This window comes from Salmonella sp. SJTUF15591 (assembly GCF_043356435.1).
In the GTDB taxonomy this organism is placed as follows: Bacteria; Pseudomonadota; Gammaproteobacteria; order Enterobacterales; family Enterobacteriaceae; genus Salmonella; species Salmonella enterica.
In genome coordinates, this window is record NZ_JBEUJO010000017.1 from 18,875 (window position 1) to 39,054 (window position 20,180).

Below are 20,180 nucleotides of genomic sequence, written 5' to 3' on the forward strand. Positions count from 1 at the left end.
TTACATCATTACGACGTCAAACTGCTCCTGGTTATAAAGCGGTTCGACCTGAACTTTAACCTGTTTGCCGACAAAGATTTCGACTTCCGCCAGCGCGTGTGATTCTTCGCCTTTCAGCGCTTCCGCCACCGCAGGAGAAGCATAAACCAGGAAGCGATCGGAGTCATAAGCGTGATGAACACGTACAATTTCACGCATGATCTCATAGCAGACGGTTTCCACCGTTTTTACCGTCCCGCGGCCATGACAGGTTGGACATTCGTTACAAAGCACATGTTCCACACTTTCACGAGTCCGTTTACGGGTCATTTCCACCAGTCCCAGCGGCGAAAAACCGTTAATACTGGTTTTCACGCGATCCTTACTTAACGCCTGTTCCAGCGAATGCAGCACCCGGCGGCGATGATCTTCATTATTCATGTCGATAAAATCGATAATGATAATGCCGCCCAGATTACGCAGGCGTAGCTGGCGGGCAATGGCCTGAGTCGCTTCAATATTGGTATTAAAAATGGTGTCGTCGAGATTACGGTGTCCAACAAACGCGCCGGTATTGATATCTACCGTCGTCATCGCTTCGGTTTGGTCAATAATCAGATAACCGCCGGACTTGAGTTCAACCTTACGCTCCAACGCGCGCTGGATCTCATTTTCCACGTCATAAAGATCGAAGATCGGCTGATGGCCACTGTAATGCTCCAGCTTACTGGTCATTTCCGGGATGTATTCTGCGGTAAACTCCAGCAGCGACTCATAGGTCAGACGTGAGTCGACGCGAATTCGGTCCAACTGCGCATCGGCGAAATCGCGCAGCACGCGCTGCGCCAGCGCCAGTTCGCCATACATCTGGTAGCGCGTTTGCGGACGCTTTTTGCGCTCCATGACTTTCGTCCAGACGCGCTTGAGATAGGCGGCATCAGACGCGAGATCCTCTTCACATACGCCTTCCGCCGCGGTACGGATAATAAACCCGCCCTGTTCGTCGCAGTATTCCGCCACCACCTTTTTCAGGCGCTCGCGTTCACTTTCGCTTTCGATGCGCTGGGAAACGCCAACGTGTGACGCGCCGGGCATAAAAACAAGGTAACGGGAGGGCAACGTGATGTCCGTGGTCAAACGCGCGCCTTTCGTGCCGAGCGGATCTTTCACTACCTGCACCATCAGATCCTGTCCCTGACGCACCAGTTCGGAGATATCGCGCACCGTAAACTGTTTTTGCTCGTCGCCCGCCACGCATTCGGTATGCGGCATAATATCGGAAGCGTGAAGAAATGCGGCTTTATCCAGCCCAATATCTACAAAAGCCGCCTGCATACCTGGAAGTACACGACTTACACGACCTTTGTAGATATTGCCTACGATTCCGCGTCGCGCTTCGCGCTCAATATGGATTTCCTGAAGAATACCGCCATCAATGTACGCCACGCGCGTTTCCGATGGCGTTACGTTTACCAACAATTCAGCCGTCATGTTTATCCCTTTTATCACGCAGTGCGTTAAAATGACTCAACAACTCATACGTTTCAACCAGCGGTAAGCCGACCACGGCGTGATAGCTGCCATTTATCTTCCTGACAAAACAGCCACCCCGCCCCTGAATACCGTATGCACCTGCTTTATCTAAAGGCTCGCCGCTGGCGACATAGCCAGTAATATCCTGCGCAGAAAGCGTGCGGAAAGTCACCTCCGTTACCACCAGACAATCCAGCGTCTGCTGCGAGTCCGCAAGCGCAACAGCAGTCATCACCTGATGCGTATTTCCGGAAAGCAAACGCAGCATTTCTGCGGCATGAGCGGCGTCGCGCGGCTTTTCCAGCACCTCGCCGTTTAACAAGACTATCGTATCCGCGCCCAACACCGGCAGATCACGGGGAACCAGCGCCACGCCAGCCTGCGCCTTTTCGCGCGCCAGCCGAACAACATACTGCTGCGCGCTTTCCTGAGCACGCCGTTGCTCTTCAATACCAGGCACGACCTGCTCGAATGAAAATCCAAGTTGAGTCAATAATTCCTGGCGACGCGGGGAACCGGAAGCAAGATACAGAGTTGTCATATCGACCTTTATTGCACAGCAAACTGCTGGCGTACTTTACGCATCAGCAAAAAGAGCCAGGGCCACAGCACGCCATTGACTACACTACTCCAGAACACTTCCGGTCTGAAAGAGACGTTGATCACTAAAAACTCGGCCCAGAAAACAATAATGTCCACGGCCAGTGAAAGCAACATTACCACCAGCGCCTGCTGCCAGAGCGCCAGGTTACGGAAGAGCTGGAATTTCAGAGCGACCAGGTAGGCGACAATACTCATCGACAGAGCGCGCACGCCAAGTGTGGAACCGCTGATGAGATCAAGTATGGCACCCATCACAAATCCCGTCCCCACATTTACGCGGTGCGGCAGGGCCAGAATCCAGTACAGTAAGATGAGCAAAACCCAGTTTGGCCGGAAAACAATGATGTCGTCCGGCCAGGGCATGATTTGCAGCAACAACGCAATAAGAAAAGAGAGCCAGATAACCCAGCGCCCCTGGCTACGATAGCTCGCCACCATTACCCTCCCGGCGCACGCGCAGGCGGCGTGGTCGCGCCCGAAGGCGATGGTTGCGTTGATACCGGCGCAGCCTGGCCCGCAGATGGCTGAGTAATCCCCGTCGCCGGATCCGGCACTGGCGCCGGCGGCCCCATCGCATCCGGAGAAGGCAACACCTGCGGCATCATCTGCATCAGGCGCTCATTGGCGACGCGGTGAACCTCTTCCGGCGTCATCGGATTGGCGCCGTTACGATCGGCTCCCCACAACAGCAGCAGATAGCGTAAACGCTGCAAACCCGCGGTTGGACGTGCCTGAATGACGGTATAGGCGCGCTGAGTGTCCAGCTTGACGGAGGAGACCACCGCCACCGGATACCCTTCCGGGAAACGCCCACCAAGTCCGGACGTTACCAGCACATCGCCGACGCGAATATCGGTATTGGCGGGCAGATGTTCAAGCTGAAGATCGTCAGTACAGCCGTTACCGGCGGCAATCACGCGGATGTCATTGCGCAGTACCTGAATCGGCAGCGCATGAGTCGCATCGCAAATCAGCAACACGCGGCTGGTCAGTTTCGCCACGGCGACAACCTGCCCTACGACACCTTTGTCGCTAATGACCGGTTGACCTTCATATACGCCATTAACGCTGCCTTTATCGATAACGACCTGATCGCTGTAAGGATCGTTAACCGTTGAAATAACCTGCGTCACCATTTTCTGCTCGTCCTGACGCAGCGGCGACCCCAGCAGCTCGCGCAACCGCGCGTTCTCCTGTTTGTACTGCCCCAGCATCAGCAGATCGCTGTTTTTTAGCAGTAATTCCTGGCGCAGCGCCCGGTTTTCCAGCTCAAGCTGGTCGCGAGAAGCCAGCGTTTGTGACACGCTGTCGAGCAGTTCACGAGGGCCGTTTGAAATAAAATAGAAAGGACTGACGGCAGTGTCCATGTACGTTCGGATTTGACTGAACGTCCCCAGGCGGCTGTCGGCAATGATAACGCCGAGCGCCACCAGCACCGCCAGAATAAGGCGAATCTGTAGCGACGGGCCACGGCTAAAAATTGGCTTCATAGGCTATGCGTATTCTCGCGTCGGAGAGGCAGGATAATCCAGGGATAATCCTGCCCGTATCCAACTACTCTTCGCTGAACAGGTCGCCGCCGTGCATATCGATCATTTCCAGCGCCTTGCCGCCGCCGCGCGCCACACAGGTCAGCGGATCTTCAGCAACCACGACAGGAATGCCCGTCTCTTCCATTAACAGACGGTCAAGGTTACGCAGCAGCGCGCCGCCGCCGGTGAGCACCATACCACGCTCGGAGATGTCTGACGCCAGCTCCGGCGGACACTGTTCCAGCGCCACCATTACCGCGCTGACGATACCGGTCAACGGTTCCTGCAACGCTTCCAGAATCTCGTTTGAGTTCAGAGTAAAGCCGCGTGGAACGCCTTCCGCCAGGTTACGGCCACGCACTTCAATCTCGCGGACTTCGTCGCCCGGATAAGCGGAACCGATTTCGTGTTTAATACGTTCTGCGGTGGCTTCACCGATCAGAGAACCGTAGTTACGACGAACGTAATTAATGATGGCTTCGTCGAAGCGATCACCACCAATACGGACAGAAGAAGAGTAAACCACGCCGTTCAGGGAGATAACGGCAACTTCAGTGGTACCACCACCGATATCCACAACCATTGAACCGGTTGCTTCAGAAACTGGCAGACCTGCGCCGATCGCGGCCGCCATCGGCTCTTCGATCAAAAAGACTTCACGGGCGCCTGCGCCCTGAGCGGATTCACGAATCGCGCGACGTTCTACCTGCGTCGCGCCGACCGGCACGCATACCAGTACGCGCGGGCTTGGGCGCATAAAGCTGTTGCTGTGCACTTGTTTAATAAAGTGCTGGAGCATTTTTTCGGTCACAAAGAAGTCAGCGATAACGCCGTCTTTCATCGGACGGATCGCAGCGATATTGCCCGGCGTACGGCCCAGCATCTGCTTCGCATCATGACCGACTGCAGCCACGCTTTTCGGCGAACCGGCACGATCCTGACGAATGGCCACAACGGAAGGCTCATTCAATACGATGCCTTGTCCTTTTACATAAATGAGGGTATTCGCGGTACCCAGGTCAATGGACAGGTCATTGGAAAACATGCCACGAAATTTTTTCAACATACTAAGGGATAATCCTGAAAGCTGGGGCGGAAAACAAAATCCGCTTACTTTACCAACCACACGCAGCAGCGACAAGGCGCAAAAATCATCTGCTACGGTGAAAATTAGTGCAGTTCGTTTCCTTTGTTACAAATCTCGGCCTGAGTCCCTAAGGGCTGAAAAAATCAGCAGCAATCCTCGCCTTCGTTTGCAACCTGTCAAAGGTCATTCACCTGCATATTTGCTGCAACAATCTGGCGAGCAGACAAGCACACCCCCATGAGGCGCAGCGCGCGTTATTCTACGTGAAAACAAATTAAACGGCAGGTTAAACCGAGTATCTTTGCGAATATTTTTTCACGTTTGTGTCAAGTAGTTGGGAGGAGGCAAAAAAATCACCCTGCCCGCCAGCCACGCCGCGTTTTGTCAGCGTCTGCCACTCGCCGCGCGAACGGACGCCCGTCGCGTAAACCTGCGTAGGCGTACCCGCGCAGGCCTCTACCAGACTTTGAACCAGAAGCTGGTTTTCCGTTCGCTTCTCAATGTTTCTGACCAGACTCGGATGCAGCTTGAGTAATTCCACATTGAGCGCTTTAATCCAGCTCGTGCTAACCAGCGTCAAACCCGCCTGTGTCACCGCCACCCGAACGCCAAGCGCATTGACTAAGCGAAGGATGGGTTGTAACCGGCTGATGTGTTGACAAACATCTGCCTCCGCAAGTTCAATAATTATGCGATTTCGCTGTGATTTTTCACACTGCATTAACGTATCGCGCAACCAGCGCTGAAAACGCGGACGAATCAGCGACTCAACCGTCAACTGCATTGCCAGATTTTCATCCGGCCAGTAGCCCAGCAACGTAATCAGGCGGCTAATTTGTAATCTGTCATACTCTTCCGATAAACCAAATTGCAACACCATCGGCATATACTCCGCCGAGCTCACCTCTTCTTTACCGTCATAGATGCGACACATCAATTCCCGATGATGTACGCGACCTTCTCGCGTGACCGCCGGTTTTTGATAAAGTCGCGGTCCGCCCCGGTTCAGCATCTGCTCAATCAATGTGCGCCAGCGTACATTGCCGCGCCCTTTTTCCGGCAGAGTGTCGTCGTAGATAGCCCAGCTATTTCCCCCCTGCAGGGCGGCATTCCGCGCCGCGGCTTCAGCATGTTCCATCACCTGCTCGGTGGACTGTCCGCTGCGCCAGGCGCAAATGCCGATATGTACCATATCGTCACGATCGAGCATTTTGTTAGCCGGTAGCGCATCGACAGCTTTTAAAAGCTGTCCGGCAATACTTTCCGCTTCTTTCAGCGTTCGATGCGGTAGCAGCACGGCAAAGTCGCTGCGGTGATAACGCGCCAGCAGCGAGCCTGGGTAACGCATAATAAATGTCGATAGCAGATTGATAAGCATAAACATCTGCTCTTCCGCCTGATTGCCTCCCAGGCTGTCGCGCAGAAGATTGAAATCTGGCAAGCGGATCATCATCACCACGCCATGCACTCCCACTTTTTCCTGATCTTCCAGCAGCGTCGCCAGTTGGTTATCAAAGAACAGACGGTTACCGAGTCCGGTTTTGGTGTCCTGCGCGGCGTAGGAGCGAATGAGGGTGTCCAGGCGACTACGCTGTTCGTGAGCAAACTGAATTTCGGAAAGCAATACATCAAGCGCGCTACTGGTGCGCGCTGGCCATTCGTAAACAGAACCCCGGACATTCGCCCCGCGTTCGCCGTTCAGAATGCGCGTTGAGCGAATTTCCAGAAGCTCTTGCCCGGAAAGCTGCCGCTGCAGCCAGCGCACCGATAAAAACAAAATCAGAACGATAAAACCGATCGCCAGCGTCAGCGGCGCCGTGGTGATCAGTGAGTGAAAATAGTTACCCATCGGGTCCTGGTAAACCAGACGTAGCGACATTCCTGGATGTTTTATCAGCGGTACGACCAGCTCGCGATACATGTCGCTGGTGCCGGCTGGCCGATAACCTCTGGCGCGAGAATGGCTGTAGACGCTGCGCTCCCCCTGCAACAGATCGACACGCACAATATCGGAAGCGATCATGAGCTCGTCGATTTGCGGCGTCAGCGAGACAATATCATGGGTCACCAGGTGCGTATCAATGGCTGTCGCCGTCGCCTGCACACGGCTGACATACTTATACTGTACGGCGTTATAAAAGCTTAGCGAGCAACCTATCAGAGTCACGAAGATCGTTAACCCCGTGAGCAGCGTGATAAAAGCTGAGAATTTCGTCGTTAATCGCATCCTTGAGTTAACTCCGACGGTTATAAACAGTATGAAAAAGCGAATCTGAAGGCGGAATTCGCCACGGCGCGCAATGAAGCAGGCATACTACCAAAATGGATCTATCTGGCAATTTATTGCGTTGCATCGGCATCACGTTTTAATTAGCGAGTATAGTCTTCGTAGCTATTTTTCCAATCTACCATGTAAAGTGAGGACAGGTTATGCAGGCGTTGATCTTAGAACAGCAGGACGGTAAAACCCTCGCATCCGTGCAACATCTCGAAGAGAGTCAACTGCCGGCAGGTGATGTGACGGTGGATGTCCACTGGTCCAGCCTGAATTATAAAGATGCTCTGGCTATCACCGGAAAAGGGAAAATTATCCGTCATTTTCCGATGATTCCTGGTATTGATTTCGCCGGCACCGTTCACGCAAGCGAAGATCCTCGCTTTCATGCAGGCCAGGAAGTACTACTGACTGGCTGGGGCGTGGGCGAAAACCACTGGGGCGGCCTGGCCGAACGCGCACGCGTTAAAGGCGACTGGCTGGTCGCGCTGCCTGCGGGACTGAGCAGCCGTAACGCCATGATCATCGGCACCGCCGGTTTTACCGCCATGCTGTGCGTCATGGCGCTTGAAGATGCAGGTATTCGCCCGCAAGACGGTGAGGTTGTCGTCACCGGCGCCAGCGGCGGCGTGGGCAGCACTGCCGTTGCATTACTGCATAAGCTGGGCTATCAGGTTGCAGCAGTATCAGGACGTGAAAGCACCCACGGCTATCTTAAGAGCCTGGGAGCTAACCGTATTCTCAGCCGCGATGAGTTTGCTGAATCTCGCCCGTTGGAAAAACAGCTGTGGGCCGGTGCAATTGATACCGTTGGCGATAAAGTGCTGGCGAAAGTGCTGGCACAGATGAACTATGGCGGTTGCGTGGCCGCCTGCGGCCTGGCGGGCGGCTTCGCGCTGCCGACCACCGTTATGCCATTCATTCTGCGTAATGTGCGTTTGCAAGGGGTGGACTCGGTGATGACCCCACCGGCACGTCGCGCAGAAGCCTGGGCGCGTTTGGTTAAGGATCTGCCGGAATCGTTCTATGCTCAGGCCGCCACAGAGATTACGCTGGCGGATGCGCCGAAGTTCGCCGATGCCATCATCAATAATCAGGTTCAGGGCCGTACGCTGGTGAAGATAAAATAACGTCACGTATAAAAAAATTTACACTTAATTAACTATTTATTTTTACACATTGACACACTCCCTGTCATATTCACTACACGCCATGTTGTGGTGGGTAGACCGGGAGTCTGTGATGAAAAAGATACGTCCATTAACAGAAGCCGATGTGACTGCGGAATCGGCTTTTTTTATGCAGCGCCGACAGGTGCTAAAAGCATTAGGCATCAGCGCGGCCGCCTTATCCTTACCCTCAACGGCGCAGGCCGATCTCTTCAGTTGGTTTAAAGGCAACGATCGTCCGAAAGCGCCTGCCGGTAAACCACTTGAGTTTAGTCAGCCTGCCGCCTGGCGAAGCGATTTAGCGTTAACGCCGGAAGATAAGGTGACGGGCTACAACAATTTCTATGAGTTTGGCCTTGATAAAGCCGACCCGGCGGCCAATGCCGGAAGTCTGAAAACCGAACCGTGGACGTTGAAAATCAGCGGGGAAGTCGCGAAGCCATTTACGCTGGATTATGACGATTTAACACATCGTTTCCCATTAGAAGAGCGTATCTATCGAATGCGCTGCGTCGAAGCGTGGTCCATGGTCGTGCCGTGGATTGGTTTCCCTTTATATAAGCTACTCGCGCAGGCACAGCCCACCAGCCACGCTAAATATGTGGCATTCGAAACGCTATACGCGCCGGATGATATGCCAGGACAGAAAGATCGCTTTATTGGCGGCGGACTGAAATACCCTTATGTCGAAGGGCTACGTCTGGACGAAGCCATGCATCCGCTGACTCTGATGACCGTTGGCGTCTATGGTAAGGCGTTACCCCCGCAAAACGGCGCGCCTATTCGACTCATCGTTCCATGGAAGTATGGTTTTAAAGGTATTAAATCTATTGTCAGCATTAAACTCACCCGCGAACGTCCGCCAACCACCTGGAATTTGTCGGCTCCCAACGAATATGGTTTTTACGCCAATGTGAACCCGCATGTGGATCATCCACGCTGGTCTCAGGCTACCGAACGCTTTATTGGTTCAGGCGGTATCCTTGATGTGCAAAGGCAGCCGACGCTGCTGTTTAACGGCTATGCCAATGAAGTCGCTTCGCTGTATCGCGGTCTCAATTTGCGGGAGAATTTTTAAGTGCGTCTGACAGCAAAACAGATAACCTGGCTAAAAGTTTGTCTGCATCTTGCCGGTTTTTTGCCGCTTCTGTGGCTCTTTTGGGCGATAAATCACGGTGGACTCAGCGCAGACCCGGTAAAGGATATCCAACACTTTACCGGCAGAACCGCGCTCAAATTTTTGCTCGCCACCTTGCTGGTTTCACCGCTGGCGCGCTACGCTAAACAGCCATTATTGATACGCACACGCCGCCTGTTAGGATTATGGTGTTTCGTTTGGGCTACGCTGCATTTAACCAGCTATGCCTTACTGGAACTGGGGATACATAACCTGGCGTTGTTAGGAAGCGAGTTGATTTCACGCCCTTATTTGACGCTTGGGATTATTAGCTGGCTGGTGTTATTGGCGCTGACGTTGACCTCAACGCAATTTGCGCAGCGTAAATTGGGCAAACGCTGGCAAACACTGCATAACGTCGTCTATCTTGTCGCGATCCTGGCTCCCATACATTACCTGTGGTCGGTAAAGATTTTATCACCGCAACCGGTCATCTACGCAGCATTAGCGTTAGCCCTTTTAGCGTTGCGTTACCGGAAGTTTCGCCAGTGGTGGCGCTAGTTTGGTGAACTGTGCGGTCGATTGCAAAACGCAAAACAGGTAATGTCCTTTTTATGTTTCGGGTTGATTATCTTCCCTGATAAGACCAGTATTTAGCTGCCAATTGCGACGAAATAGTTATAATGTGCGACTTTACATTCCCCAATGGCGATTTTCGTTCGCAGAAAGGGTGACAATCGAGCAATGAAGGTATATTTTGTTTTTTGCCCGAAAATGGCAGAAGATAGCCACACAATGACTGGCAAATCATGAATTTCACCTTCGGGTGCTACGGCATAACAGGCAAATCAAAGATGCGCGGTATTTTACCCGCGGCAGTCATTCACATGCTTTACAGACGGCGCTAAAACGCCTGTCACAATCACACTAAACAAAGAGTACGGAACCCACTCATGGATATTCGTAAGATTAAAAAACTGATCGAGCTGGTTGAAGAATCAGGTATCTCCGAACTGGAAATTTCTGAAGGCGAAGAATCTGTTCGCATCAGCCGCACAACGGCAAACGCCGGTTTTCCGGTGATGCAGCAGGCTTATGCGGCGCCGATGATGCAGCAACCCGCTCTGTCTAACGCTGTCGCGCCAGCGGCTACTCCAGCAATGGAAGCGCCTGCCGCAGCGGAAATCAGTGGTCACATCGTACGCTCCCCAATGGTTGGTACTTTCTACCGCACCCCAAGCCCGGACGCGAAAGCGTTCATCGAAGTGGGCCAGAAAGTGAACGTGGGCGATACCCTGTGCATCGTTGAAGCCATGAAAATGATGAACCAGATCGAAGCTGACAAAGCAGGTACTGTGAAAGCGATTCTGGTCGAAAGTGGTCAACCGGTAGAATTTGACGAGCCACTGGTCGTCATCGAGTAACGAGGCGAACATGTTGGATAAAATTGTCATCGCCAACCGCGGCGAGATCGCACTACGTATTCTTCGAGCCTGTAAAGAACTCGGCATCAAGACCGTCGCTGTGCACTCAAGCGCGGATCGCGATTTAAAACACGTATTGCTGGCGGATGAGACGGTCTGTATTGGCCCGGCACCGTCCGTAAAAAGTTATCTGAACATCCCGGCTATCATTAGCGCCGCTGAAATCACCGGCGCGGTGGCAATCCACCCGGGTTACGGCTTCCTTTCTGAGAACGCCAATTTTGCCGAGCAGGTTGAACGCTCCGGCTTTATCTTTATCGGCCCGAAAGCGGACACCATCCGCCTGATGGGCGATAAAGTGTCCGCGATTACCGCGATGAAAAAAGCGGGCGTGCCGACCGTACCAGGATCTGACGGCCCGCTGGGCGACGATATGAATGCGAACCGCGCTCATGCCAAACGTATTGGCTATCCGGTGATCATCAAAGCGTCCGGTGGCGGCGGCGGCCGCGGTATGCGCGTGGTTCGTAGCGATGCTGAACTGGCGCAGTCCATCTCCATGACCAAAGCGGAAGCGAAAGCGGCTTTCAGCAACGACATGGTATACATGGAAAAATACCTGGAAAATCCACGCCACATCGAAATTCAGGTGCTGGCGGACGGCCAGGGCAACGCTATCTATCTGGCGGAACGCGACTGTTCCATGCAGCGTCGCCACCAGAAAGTGGTTGAAGAAGCCCCGGCGCCAGGCATTACGCCGGAACTGCGTCGCTATATCGGCGAACGCTGCGCGAAAGCGTGCGTAGACATCGGCTATCGCGGCGCAGGGACGTTCGAATTCCTGTTCGAAAACGGCGAGTTCTATTTCATCGAAATGAACACCCGTATTCAGGTTGAACACCCGGTGACTGAAATGATTACCGGCGTCGATTTGATCAAAGAGCAGTTGCGCATCGCGGCGGGTCAGCCGCTGTCGATCATACAGGACGAAGTTGTCGTTCGAGGCCATGCGGTAGAATGCCGTATCAATGCCGAAGATCCGAACACCTTCCTGCCAAGCCCTGGCAAAATCACGCGCTTCCATGCGCCTGGCGGCTTTGGCGTTCGCTGGGAATCTCATATCTACGCGGGCTACACGGTGCCGCCGTACTATGATTCCATGATCGGCAAACTCATCTGCTACGGTGAAAACCGCGACGTGGCGATTGCCCGTATGAAAAATGCCCTGCAGGAACTGATTATCGATGGTATCAAAACCAATATCGATCTGCAGACCCGCATCATGAATGACGAGCACTTCCAGCACGGTGGAACCAACATCCACTATCTGGAGAAAAAACTCGGTCTTCAGGAAAAGTAATCGCACGTTAATCTCAAAAGGCCGGTGAATCCGGCCTTTTTTATTTCTGGGGATAGCGATGCCCCATCATGTACAATTCCCGCTTTCTTCACCCATAAGGGACAAAAAATGGACGCTCGTTTTGTTCAGGCCCATAAAGAGGCGCGCTGGGCGCTGTGGCTGACCCTTTGCTATCTGGCGGCATGGTTAGTGGCTGCTTACTTACCTGGAGACTCGCCGGGAATTACCGGTCTGCCGCACTGGTTCGAGATGGCCTGCTTATTGACGCCGCTGGTCTTTATTTTGCTGTGCTGGGCGATGGTGAAATTCATTTATCGCGATATTCCGCTGGAGGATGACGATGCAGCTTGAGGTCATTCTACCGCTGGTAGCCTATCTGATCGTGGTCTTCGGGGTCTCGATTTACGCTATGCGCAAGCGTACCGCCGGCACTTTTTTAAACGAATATTTTCTTGGCAGCCGTTCGATGGGCGGGATCGTGCTCGCGATGACGCTTACCGCCACCTATATTAGCGCCAGTTCATTTATCGGCGGTCCCGGCGCGGCTTATAAATACGGTCTGGGCTGGGTCTTGCTGGCGATGATCCAGCTTCCCGCCGTCTGGCTTTCACTGGGTATTCTGGGTAAAAAATTCGCTATCCTGGCGCGTCGCTATAATGCCGTCACGCTTAACGATATGCTATTCGCGCGTTACCAAAGCCGCCTGCTGGTGTGGTTGGCAAGCCTGAGTTTATTGGTCGCGTTTATTGGTGCAATGACCGTACAATTTATCGGCGGCGCGCGACTGCTGGAAACCGCGGCGGGAATTCCCTACGAAACCGGCCTGCTAATATTTGGCGTCAGTATCGCACTCTATACGGCGTTTGGCGGCTTTCGCGCCAGCGTACTTAACGATACGCTACAGGGCCTGGTGATGCTGGTCGGCACGATAGTGCTGCTGGTGGGCGTGGTGCATGCGGCGGGCGGTCTAAGTCAGGCCGTTGACACGCTGCACGCTCTCGACCCCAAACTGGTAACGCCGCAGGGCGCCGATGACATACTTTCTCCCGCCTTTATGACCTCTTTTTGGGTACTGGTCTGTTTTGGTGTGATTGGCCTGCCGCATACGGCGGTGCGCTGCATCTCCTATAAAGACAGTAAAGCGGTACACCGGGGCATTATTATCGGTACGATTGTCGTGGCGATTTTAATGTTCGGGATGCACCTTGCCGGCGCGCTGGGTCGCGCGGTGCTTCCGGATCTGACGGTGCCGGATCTGGTGATCCCAACGCTAATGGTGAAAGTTTTGCCGCCGTTTGCCGCCGGGATCTTCCTCGCTGCGCCAATGGCGGCGATCATGTCAACAATTAATGCCCAACTGCTGCAAAGTTCCGCGACGATCATTAAAGATCTCTATCTCAACCTGCGCCCCGATCAGATGCAAAATGAGATCCGGCTGAAGCGTATGTCGGCAGCGATTACATTACTGCTAGGCGCGCTGTTGCTGCTGGCAGCATGGAAACCGCCAGAGATGATCATTTGGCTCAACCTGCTGGCGTTTGGCGGCCTGGAAGCTGTGTTCTTATGGCCGCTGGTATTGGGCCTTTACTGGGAGCGGGCAAACGCGGCAGGTGCGCTAAGCGCCATGATCGTGGGCGGCGTGCTATATGCCCTGCTTGCCACATTTAATATTCAGTACCTGGGCTTTCATCCGATTGTGCCCGCGTTACTGTTAAGTTTATTGGCTTTTCTGATCGGAAACCGATTCGGCTCTTCCGCTTCGCAAGCCACCGTATTGTCTACTGATAAATAAAGAGTTTTGCCATGCCATGGATCCAATTGAAACTGAATACCACCGGCGCGAATGCTGAAGAGCTGAGTGATGCGCTGATGGAAGCGGGCGCCGTTTCCATTACCTTTCAGGATACGCACGATACGCCGGTTTTTGAGCCGTTGCCGGGCGAAACCCGTCTGTGGGGCGATACCGATGTGATCGGTCTGTTCGACGCCGAAACCGACATGAAAGACGTTGTCGCGATTCTGGAGCAACATCCGCTGCTGGGTGCCGGATTTACCCATAAAATCGAACAACTGGAAGATAAAGACTGGGAACGCGAATGGATGGATAATTTCCATCCGATGCGTTTTGGCGAGCGTCTGTGGATTTGTCCCAGCTGGCGTGACATTCCGGACGAGAATGCCGTCAACGTGATGCTCGACCCGGGACTGGCGTTCGGTACGGGTACGCACCCCACCACCTCTTTATGTCTGCAATGGCTGGACGGGCTCGATCTCAACGGCAAAACCGTGATCGACTTTGGCTGCGGTTCAGGCATTCTGGCGATTGCCGCGCTGAAACTGGGAGCAGCAAAGGCGATTGGTATTGATATCGATCCACAAGCTATTCAGGCCAGTCGCGATAATGCCGAACGCAACGGCGTGTCTGACCGGCTGGAGCTGTACCTGCCGAAAGACCAGCCAGAAGCCATGAAAGCCGACGTGGTCGTCGCTAACATCCTGGCAGGCCCATTACGCGAACTGGCCCCGTTAATCAGCGTACTGCCCGTTGAGGGCGGTCTGCTGGGGCTTTCAGGTATTCTCGCCAGCCAGGCGGAAAGCGTCTGTGATGCTTACGCCGAGCTTTTCACTCTCGACCCGGTCGTCGAAAAAGAAGAGTGGTGCCGCATTACTGGCCGTAAGAAATAATTCTTGTCAGCGTGGTCGCCCGGCCACGCTTTTCTCCACACAACTGCCTTAACGCCTTTCAGGCACCGAGACATCATTAAATTCATCAAATGAATGCCTGAAATAACTTCTTTGTCACTATCCGTCTGGATGATCAGCAGCTACCAGCGAACAAAAGGTACTGGCGTTTTAACGGGTCGCAGCCATCGCCCTCGTACTTAGTAAATGCTATCCGGGTTGTTCTGCAGCATCCGCTAGCCCTCTCTTCAGCGCAGCTGGAAAAATTTATGCGTGCCGTTCATGAACACAAAAGCGCGTCTGTGCGCCCCCTTCCGACTGGCAATGGAGAAAAGTCACGCGCAGCGGGAAGTGATCTTGTCCTGAAACGAGACGGCGATCCCATTCATTTGGGGTAATTAGCTTATAAAAAAAGCAGATTATTCCGCTTATCTTGTTTCTGGACGAAGAAATAGAGAGAAGTTACGGGAATTTGTAAGCGCGTACAAAACCGCCGACAATAAATAACCCTATGATTTTACTGAATTATAAATTTATTTTGCTGTTTTTAAGCACGATTCATTGATCTACAACAGTGGATTGTTCAAAGTTTGGCCTTTCATCTCGTGCAAAAAATGCGTAATATACGCCGCCTTGCAGTCACAGTATGGTCATTTCTTAACTCATGCGCATCGGACAATATCAGCTCAGAAATCGCCTGATCGCAGCGCCCATGGCTGGCATTACTGACAGACCTTTCCGGACGCTGTGCTATGAGATGGGAGCAGGATTGACAGTATCCGAGATGATGTCTTCTAACCCGCAAGTGTGGGAAAGCGATAAATCTCGTTTACGGATGGTGCACGTTGATGAGCCAGGAATTCGCACGGTGCAAATTGCCGGTAGCGACCCTGTTGAGATGGCCGATGCCGCACGTATTAACGTGGAAAGCGGCGCCCAGATTATTGATATCAATATGGGGTGCCCGGCGAAGAAAGTGAATCGTAAGCTGGCAGGTTCAGCCCTCTTGCAGTACCCGGATTTAGTGAAGTCTATACTCATCGGGGTCGTAAACGCAGTGGACGTTCCTGTGACTCTCAAGATTCGCACCGGCTGGGCGCCGGAACACCGTAACTGCGTAGAGATTGCCCAACTGGCTGAAGATTGTGGTATTCAGGCTCTGACCATCCATGGCCGCACCCGCGCCTGTTTGTTCAACGGAGAAGCTGAATACGACAGTATTCGGGCAGTTAAGCAGAAAGTTTCCATTCCGATTATCGCGAATGGCGACATTACTAACCCGCATAAAGCCAGAGCTGTTCTCGACTATACAGGGGCGGATGCCCTGATGATAGGCCGCGCAGCTCAGGGAAGACCCTGGATCTTTCGGGAAATCCAGCATTATCTGGACACTGGGGAGCTGCTTCCGCCGCTGCCGCTGGCAGAGGTAAAGCGCTTGCTTTGCACGCATGTTCGGGAACTGCATGACTTTTACGGTCAGGCAAAAGGGTACCGAATCGCGCGTAAACACGTCTCCTGGTATCTCCAGGAGCACGCTCCAGACGACCAGTTTCGGCGCACATTCAACGCTATTGAGGACGCCAGCGAACAGCTGGAGGCGTTGGAGGCATACTTCGAAAATTTTGCGTAAACAGAAATAAAGAGCTGACAGAACTATGTTCGAACAACGCGTAAATTCTGACGTACTGACCGTTTCTACCGTTAACTCTCAGGATCAGGTAACCCAAAAACCCCTGCGTGACTCGGTTAAACAGGCACTGAAGAACTATTTTGCTCAACTGAATGGTCAGGACGTTAATGACCTGTATGAGCTGGTACTGGCTGAAGTAGAACAGCCCCTGTTGGACATGGTGATGCAATACACCCGTGGTAACCAGACCCGTGCTGCTCTGATGATGGGCATCAACCGTGGTACGCTGCGTAAAAAATTAAAAAAATACGGCATGAACTAATTTCGATTAGCTAACTGCTTGTTTAAAAAGGCGCTACTCGGCATGGGGAAGCGCCTTTTTTATACGCATCACATGGAATTTGGTCATGAAAGCGGAATGTGAACCTCAGTACTTTGGCGATGAATCGAAGAAGATTATTCACGGTGACGCGCTAACAGAACTTAAAAAACTGCCTTCTGAAAGCATTGACTTAATTTTTGCCGATCCACCTTACAATATCGGAAAAGATTTCGACGGTATGGTGGAATCCTGGGACGAAGCGTCTTTTCTGGCCTGGCTGTATGAATGCATTGATGAATGCCACCGCGTACTGAAGAAACACGGCACCATGTACATCATGAATAGCACAGAAAATATGCCGTATATCGATCTCAAATGCCGAACGCTTTTTACCATCAAAAGCCGTATCGTCTGGTCCTATGATAGTTCCGGGGTGCAGGCGAAAAAATACTTTGGTTCTATGTATGAACCGATCCTGATGATGGTAAAAAACCCGAAAAGCTATACCTTTAACCGTGACGCGATTCTGGTCGAGACCACCACGGGCGCCAAGCGCGCGCTAATCGATTATCGAAAAAACCCGCCCCAACCATACAATCAGAAAAAAGTGCCGGGCAACGTCTGGTCATTTCCTCGCGTACGTTATCTGATGGATGAATATGAAAACCATCCTACGCAAAAGCCCAGCGCGCTGTTAAAACGGATCATACTGGCCTCTTCTAACCCGAGCGATACCGTATTGGACCCTTTCGCGGGCAGTTTCACCACAGGCGCTGTCGCAGCGGTGTCAGGTCGTAAGTTTATCGGTATTGAACTCAATAATGAGTACGTAAAAATGGGGCTCAGAAGATTGAGCGTCACTTCGCATTATTCAGAAAATGAACTTGCAAAAGTCAAAAAGAGAAAAACACAAAACCTGTCCAAAAAGCAGCGAAATGTCGGGATAAACGCGCTATCTTCAGAGAAGTAAAAGCATTGTAAGTCCGCTTTTCAGCGTCAAAATTTCATGTATATTCCCAGCACGCATGGGCATGAATACACAGGATTTGACGATGATACGTAAGTATTGGTGGCTGGTTGTTTTTGCCGTCTCCGTTTTTCTTTTTGATGCGCTTTTGATGCAATGGATCGAATTGATGGCAACTGAACAGGATAAGTGCCGAAACATGGATTCGGTTAACCCTCTCAAATTGATCAATTGTACCGATCTGGAGTAGCGAACCGGGCGATTTAACCTATGATTATTTATCACCCGGATTTCTTTTATCCCTTATAAAAACAGGGAATTAAAACACGTTGAGGATAAAAGAAGGGGTGATACTGTCTCGTCCTTTTTTTTCCTGCATAACCAATGAGCTAATGATACATGCCGGTTAGTGAGTACAACCACATCCTTGTGGCGGTTTCATTTGCTGTCGCTATTTTTGCGTCCTATACCGCATTAAATATGGCCGGACGCGTAGCCGGAAGCGCCCGATCAAACGCCAGAATATGGCTAATGGGCGGCGGCTTCGCGCTGGGCGTCGGTATTTGGGCGATGCATTTTGTCGGGATGCTGGCGATGGATCACGCGATGAACATGCGCTTCGATCCGTTCCTCACCGGCCTCTCCATGCTGATCGCGATCGGCTCCTCCCTGTTTGCGCTATGGCTGGTTAGCGCTGAAAAACTACGCCTGCGCCGTTTACTGCCGGGCGCGCTGGTGATGGGACTGGGCATCAGCGCAATGCATTATACCGGGATGGCGGCGCTGCAATTTGCTTCCATTATCGTCTGGAATAGCGCATGGGTTGCCCTCTCTATCATTATCGCGCTACTGGCGTCCTGCGGCGCGCTGTGGCTCACGTTCCGCCTGCGTCATGAGGGAACAGATGTCGCCCTGAGGCGAGCAGGCGCTGCGGTATTAATGGGGATAGCTATCGCCGGCATGCATTACGCCGGCATGAAGGCCGCACACTTTCCCCAAAACTGGCCGATGGAGCATCGTGGCGTCGATAGCAACTGGCTGGCTGTTCTTGTCAGCGTGGTCGCGCTGACTATCCTGGGCATTACTCTGCTGGTTTCTTTATTTGACGCCCGGCTTCAGGCCCGCACCGCACTACTTGCCTCTTCGCTGGCGCAGGCGAACCAGGAACTGGCGCAGTTGGCGCTGCATGATACGCTCACCCGTTTACCAAACCGGGTACTCCTTGAGGATCGTCTGGAACAGGCCATCAGCAAAGCGAATCGGGAAAGCTCGTCTTTCGCGCTACTGTTTATGGATCTGGATGGCTTTAAAGCCGTTAATGACGCTTATGGTCATGATATCGGCGATAAGCTACTGGTAGCGGTCACGCATCGTCTGAACCAACCGCTGAGCGGGCAGTTTACCCTGGCGCGGATTGGCGGCGACGAATTTGTGCTGCTTGCAGAAGTCAGCGCGCCTGACGAAGCGGCTTCCCTTGCCAGCGCGCTGGTACATTCGATAGATGCGCCCTTTACGATAGATCCGTACGAACTGGTCGTCACCCTTAGCGTGGGAATAGCGCTCTATCCGCTGGACGGAAAAAACGAACGGGAACTGATGTTCAACGCCGATGCCGCAATGTACCACACGAAACATACGGGGCGTAACGGATACCATTTCTTTCAGCCATCAATGAATATGCTGGCGCAAACCCAACTTCAGCTAATGAATGACCTGTGGCTGGCGCTGGAAAGACAAGAGCTCAGGCTGGTGTATCAGCCTAAATTTCAGGCTCCTGCCGGCCCCATTGTAGGATTTGAGGCCCTGTTGCGCTGGTATCATCCAAAACAAGGCGTACTGAATCCTGACCAGTTTTTACCGCTGGCGGAAAAAACGGGTCTTATCGTCACTATCGGTAGCTGGGTGATAGACGAGGCGTGTCGACAGCTCCGCGAGTGGCACTTACAGGGATACGCCTTATGGTCAGTGGCGGTAAATCTGTCCGCCTTACAATTTGAGCAGCCCGGGCTTGTGGACACCATTACGCGGAGCCTGGCCCGACACAGTATCCGTCCCGATTTATTGATTCTGGAAATCACCGAAACCACGGCGATGAACAAGCCAGAGCAAAGCGTCGCTATACTCACCAGATTAACGGAAATGGGGGTTAAGGCCTCTATTGACGACTTTGGCACCGGTTATTCCAGCCTTCTCTATCTGAAACGTCTTCCGGCGTGCGAACTAAAAATTGATCGCGCTTTCGTACATGAACTCAGCGAGGCAGGCGACGGCGCGACTATTGTTGCGGCTATTGTCGCGCTGGCGAAAGCGTTAAATCTGCAAATTGTGGCAGAAGGGGTAGAAAATGAAACACAGCAACAATTTTTGACCCAGTTAGGATGCCATACGCTTCAGGGGTTCCTGCTTGGCAAGCCGCGTACGGCAGAGGAAATTGCTCGCGATATTCGGGACTCTGCCAATATATTCACAAGGCCAATATATAATATCAACTCAAAATAAT

The 20,180-nt window shown here is 52.7% G+C and carries 19 protein-coding genes; 13 read left to right on the top strand and 6 right to left on the bottom strand.

Annotated elements, in window-relative coordinates:
* The 6 genes from rng to csrD form a co-directional block, all read right to left on the bottom strand.
* A complete protein-coding gene (rng, locus tag ABVM99_RS23150) occupies positions 1–1,470 on the bottom strand; it encodes a ribonuclease G (RefSeq protein WP_000123188.1) in 1,470 nt (489 codons plus the stop codon).
* Entirely contained in the window at positions 1,460–2,053 is a 594-nt protein-coding gene (locus ABVM99_RS23155) for a nucleoside triphosphate pyrophosphatase (RefSeq protein ID WP_023194500.1), read from the bottom strand. Before ABVM99_RS23155 ends, rng begins: the two co-directional genes overlap by 11 nt.
* A gap of 8 nt (positions 2,054–2,061) precedes the next feature.
* On the bottom strand, positions 2,062–2,550 hold the full coding sequence (gene mreD, locus ABVM99_RS23160) for a rod shape-determining protein MreD (protein WP_000179403.1): 489 nt from the start codon (positions 2,548–2,550) through the stop codon (positions 2,062–2,064).
* Between the two features lie 2 nt (positions 2,551–2,552).
* The gene (gene mreC, locus ABVM99_RS23165; RefSeq protein ID WP_000802536.1) at positions 2,553–3,605 is read right to left on the bottom strand and encodes a rod shape-determining protein MreC; all 1,053 of its coding nucleotides are present in this window, start codon (positions 3,603–3,605) and stop codon (positions 2,553–2,555) included.
* A gap of 64 nt (positions 3,606–3,669) precedes the next feature.
* The gene (gene mreB / locus ABVM99_RS23170; protein ID WP_000913396.1) at positions 3,670–4,713 is read right to left on the bottom strand and encodes a rod shape-determining protein MreB; all 1,044 of its coding nucleotides are present in this window, start codon (positions 4,711–4,713) and stop codon (positions 3,670–3,672) included.
* 307 nt (positions 4,714–5,020) lie between these two features.
* The gene (gene csrD / locus ABVM99_RS23175) at positions 5,021–6,961 is read right to left on the bottom strand and encodes an RNase E specificity factor CsrD (RefSeq protein WP_001241381.1); all 1,941 of its coding nucleotides are present in this window, start codon (positions 6,959–6,961) and stop codon (positions 5,021–5,023) included.
* A 203-nt stretch (positions 6,962–7,164) separates the two neighbouring features.
* On the opposite strand from csrD, the gene ABVM99_RS23180 reads away from it, so the two are divergent.
* The 13 genes from ABVM99_RS23180 to ABVM99_RS23240 all read left to right on the top strand — a co-directional run bounded on the left by ABVM99_RS23180 (position 7,165) and on the right by ABVM99_RS23240 (position 20,179).
* Entirely contained in the window at positions 7,165–8,139 is a 975-nt protein-coding gene (locus ABVM99_RS23180; RefSeq protein WP_001148246.1) for an MDR family oxidoreductase, read from the top strand.
* A 112-nt stretch (positions 8,140–8,251) separates the two neighbouring features.
* The gene (gene msrP, locus ABVM99_RS23185; RefSeq protein ID WP_000723876.1) at positions 8,252–9,256 is read left to right on the top strand and encodes a protein-methionine-sulfoxide reductase catalytic subunit MsrP; all 1,005 of its coding nucleotides are present in this window, start codon (positions 8,252–8,254) and stop codon (positions 9,254–9,256) included.
* Positions 9,257–9,856: a protein-methionine-sulfoxide reductase heme-binding subunit MsrQ gene (gene msrQ, locus ABVM99_RS23190; protein WP_001240053.1), complete on the top strand. Its 600-nt coding sequence runs from the start codon at positions 9,257–9,259 to the stop codon at positions 9,854–9,856. It abuts the gene before it with no gap.
* Between the two features lie 392 nt (positions 9,857–10,248).
* Positions 10,249–10,719 carry an acetyl-CoA carboxylase biotin carboxyl carrier protein gene (gene accB, locus ABVM99_RS23195; protein WP_000354626.1) on the top strand — a complete coding sequence of 157 codons (471 nt, stop codon included), beginning with the start codon at positions 10,249–10,251 and terminating at the stop codon, positions 10,717–10,719.
* A gap of 10 nt (positions 10,720–10,729) precedes the next feature.
* Complete coding sequence (gene accC / locus ABVM99_RS23200; protein ID WP_023194501.1) at positions 10,730–12,079, top strand: acetyl-CoA carboxylase biotin carboxylase subunit; 1,350 nt, start codon at positions 10,730–10,732, stop codon at positions 12,077–12,079.
* 108 nt (positions 12,080–12,187) lie between these two features.
* Positions 12,188–12,430 carry a YhdT family protein gene (locus tag ABVM99_RS23205; RefSeq protein WP_000340016.1) on the top strand — a complete coding sequence of 81 codons (243 nt, stop codon included), beginning with the start codon at positions 12,188–12,190 and terminating at the stop codon, positions 12,428–12,430.
* Positions 12,420–13,871, top strand: coding sequence for a sodium/pantothenate symporter (panF, locus tag ABVM99_RS23210; RefSeq protein ID WP_001175684.1), 1,452 nt, complete (start codon positions 12,420–12,422; stop codon positions 13,869–13,871). The genes ABVM99_RS23205 and panF overlap by 11 nt, the downstream gene beginning before the upstream one ends.
* Positions 13,872–13,882: 11 nt before the next feature.
* Positions 13,883–14,764: a 50S ribosomal protein L11 methyltransferase gene (gene prmA / locus ABVM99_RS23215; protein WP_001145851.1), complete on the top strand. Its 882-nt coding sequence runs from the start codon at positions 13,883–13,885 to the stop codon at positions 14,762–14,764.
* A 661-nt stretch (positions 14,765–15,425) separates the two neighbouring features.
* A complete protein-coding gene (dusB, locus tag ABVM99_RS23220) occupies positions 15,426–16,391 on the top strand; it encodes a tRNA dihydrouridine synthase DusB (protein WP_001219664.1) in 966 nt (321 codons plus the stop codon).
* A 25-nt stretch (positions 16,392–16,416) separates the two neighbouring features.
* The gene (fis, locus tag ABVM99_RS23225) at positions 16,417–16,713 is read left to right on the top strand and encodes a DNA-binding transcriptional regulator Fis (protein WP_000462905.1); all 297 of its coding nucleotides are present in this window, start codon (positions 16,417–16,419) and stop codon (positions 16,711–16,713) included.
* An 85-nt stretch (positions 16,714–16,798) separates the two neighbouring features.
* Positions 16,799–17,683 (top strand): adenine-specific DNA-methyltransferase, encoded by an 885-nt coding sequence (gene yhdJ, locus ABVM99_RS23230; protein WP_023194502.1) that lies wholly within the window; start codon positions 16,799–16,801, stop codon positions 17,681–17,683.
* Positions 17,684–17,765: 82 nt separating this feature from the next.
* Positions 17,766–17,930 carry a DUF2556 family protein gene (locus ABVM99_RS23235; RefSeq protein ID WP_000620015.1) on the top strand — a complete coding sequence of 55 codons (165 nt, stop codon included), beginning with the start codon at positions 17,766–17,768 and terminating at the stop codon, positions 17,928–17,930.
* Between the two features lie 149 nt (positions 17,931–18,079).
* A complete protein-coding gene (locus ABVM99_RS23240) occupies positions 18,080–20,179 on the top strand; it encodes a bifunctional diguanylate cyclase/phosphodiesterase (protein WP_001145336.1) in 2,100 nt (699 codons plus the stop codon).
* Position 20,180: the final 1 nt, after the last annotated feature.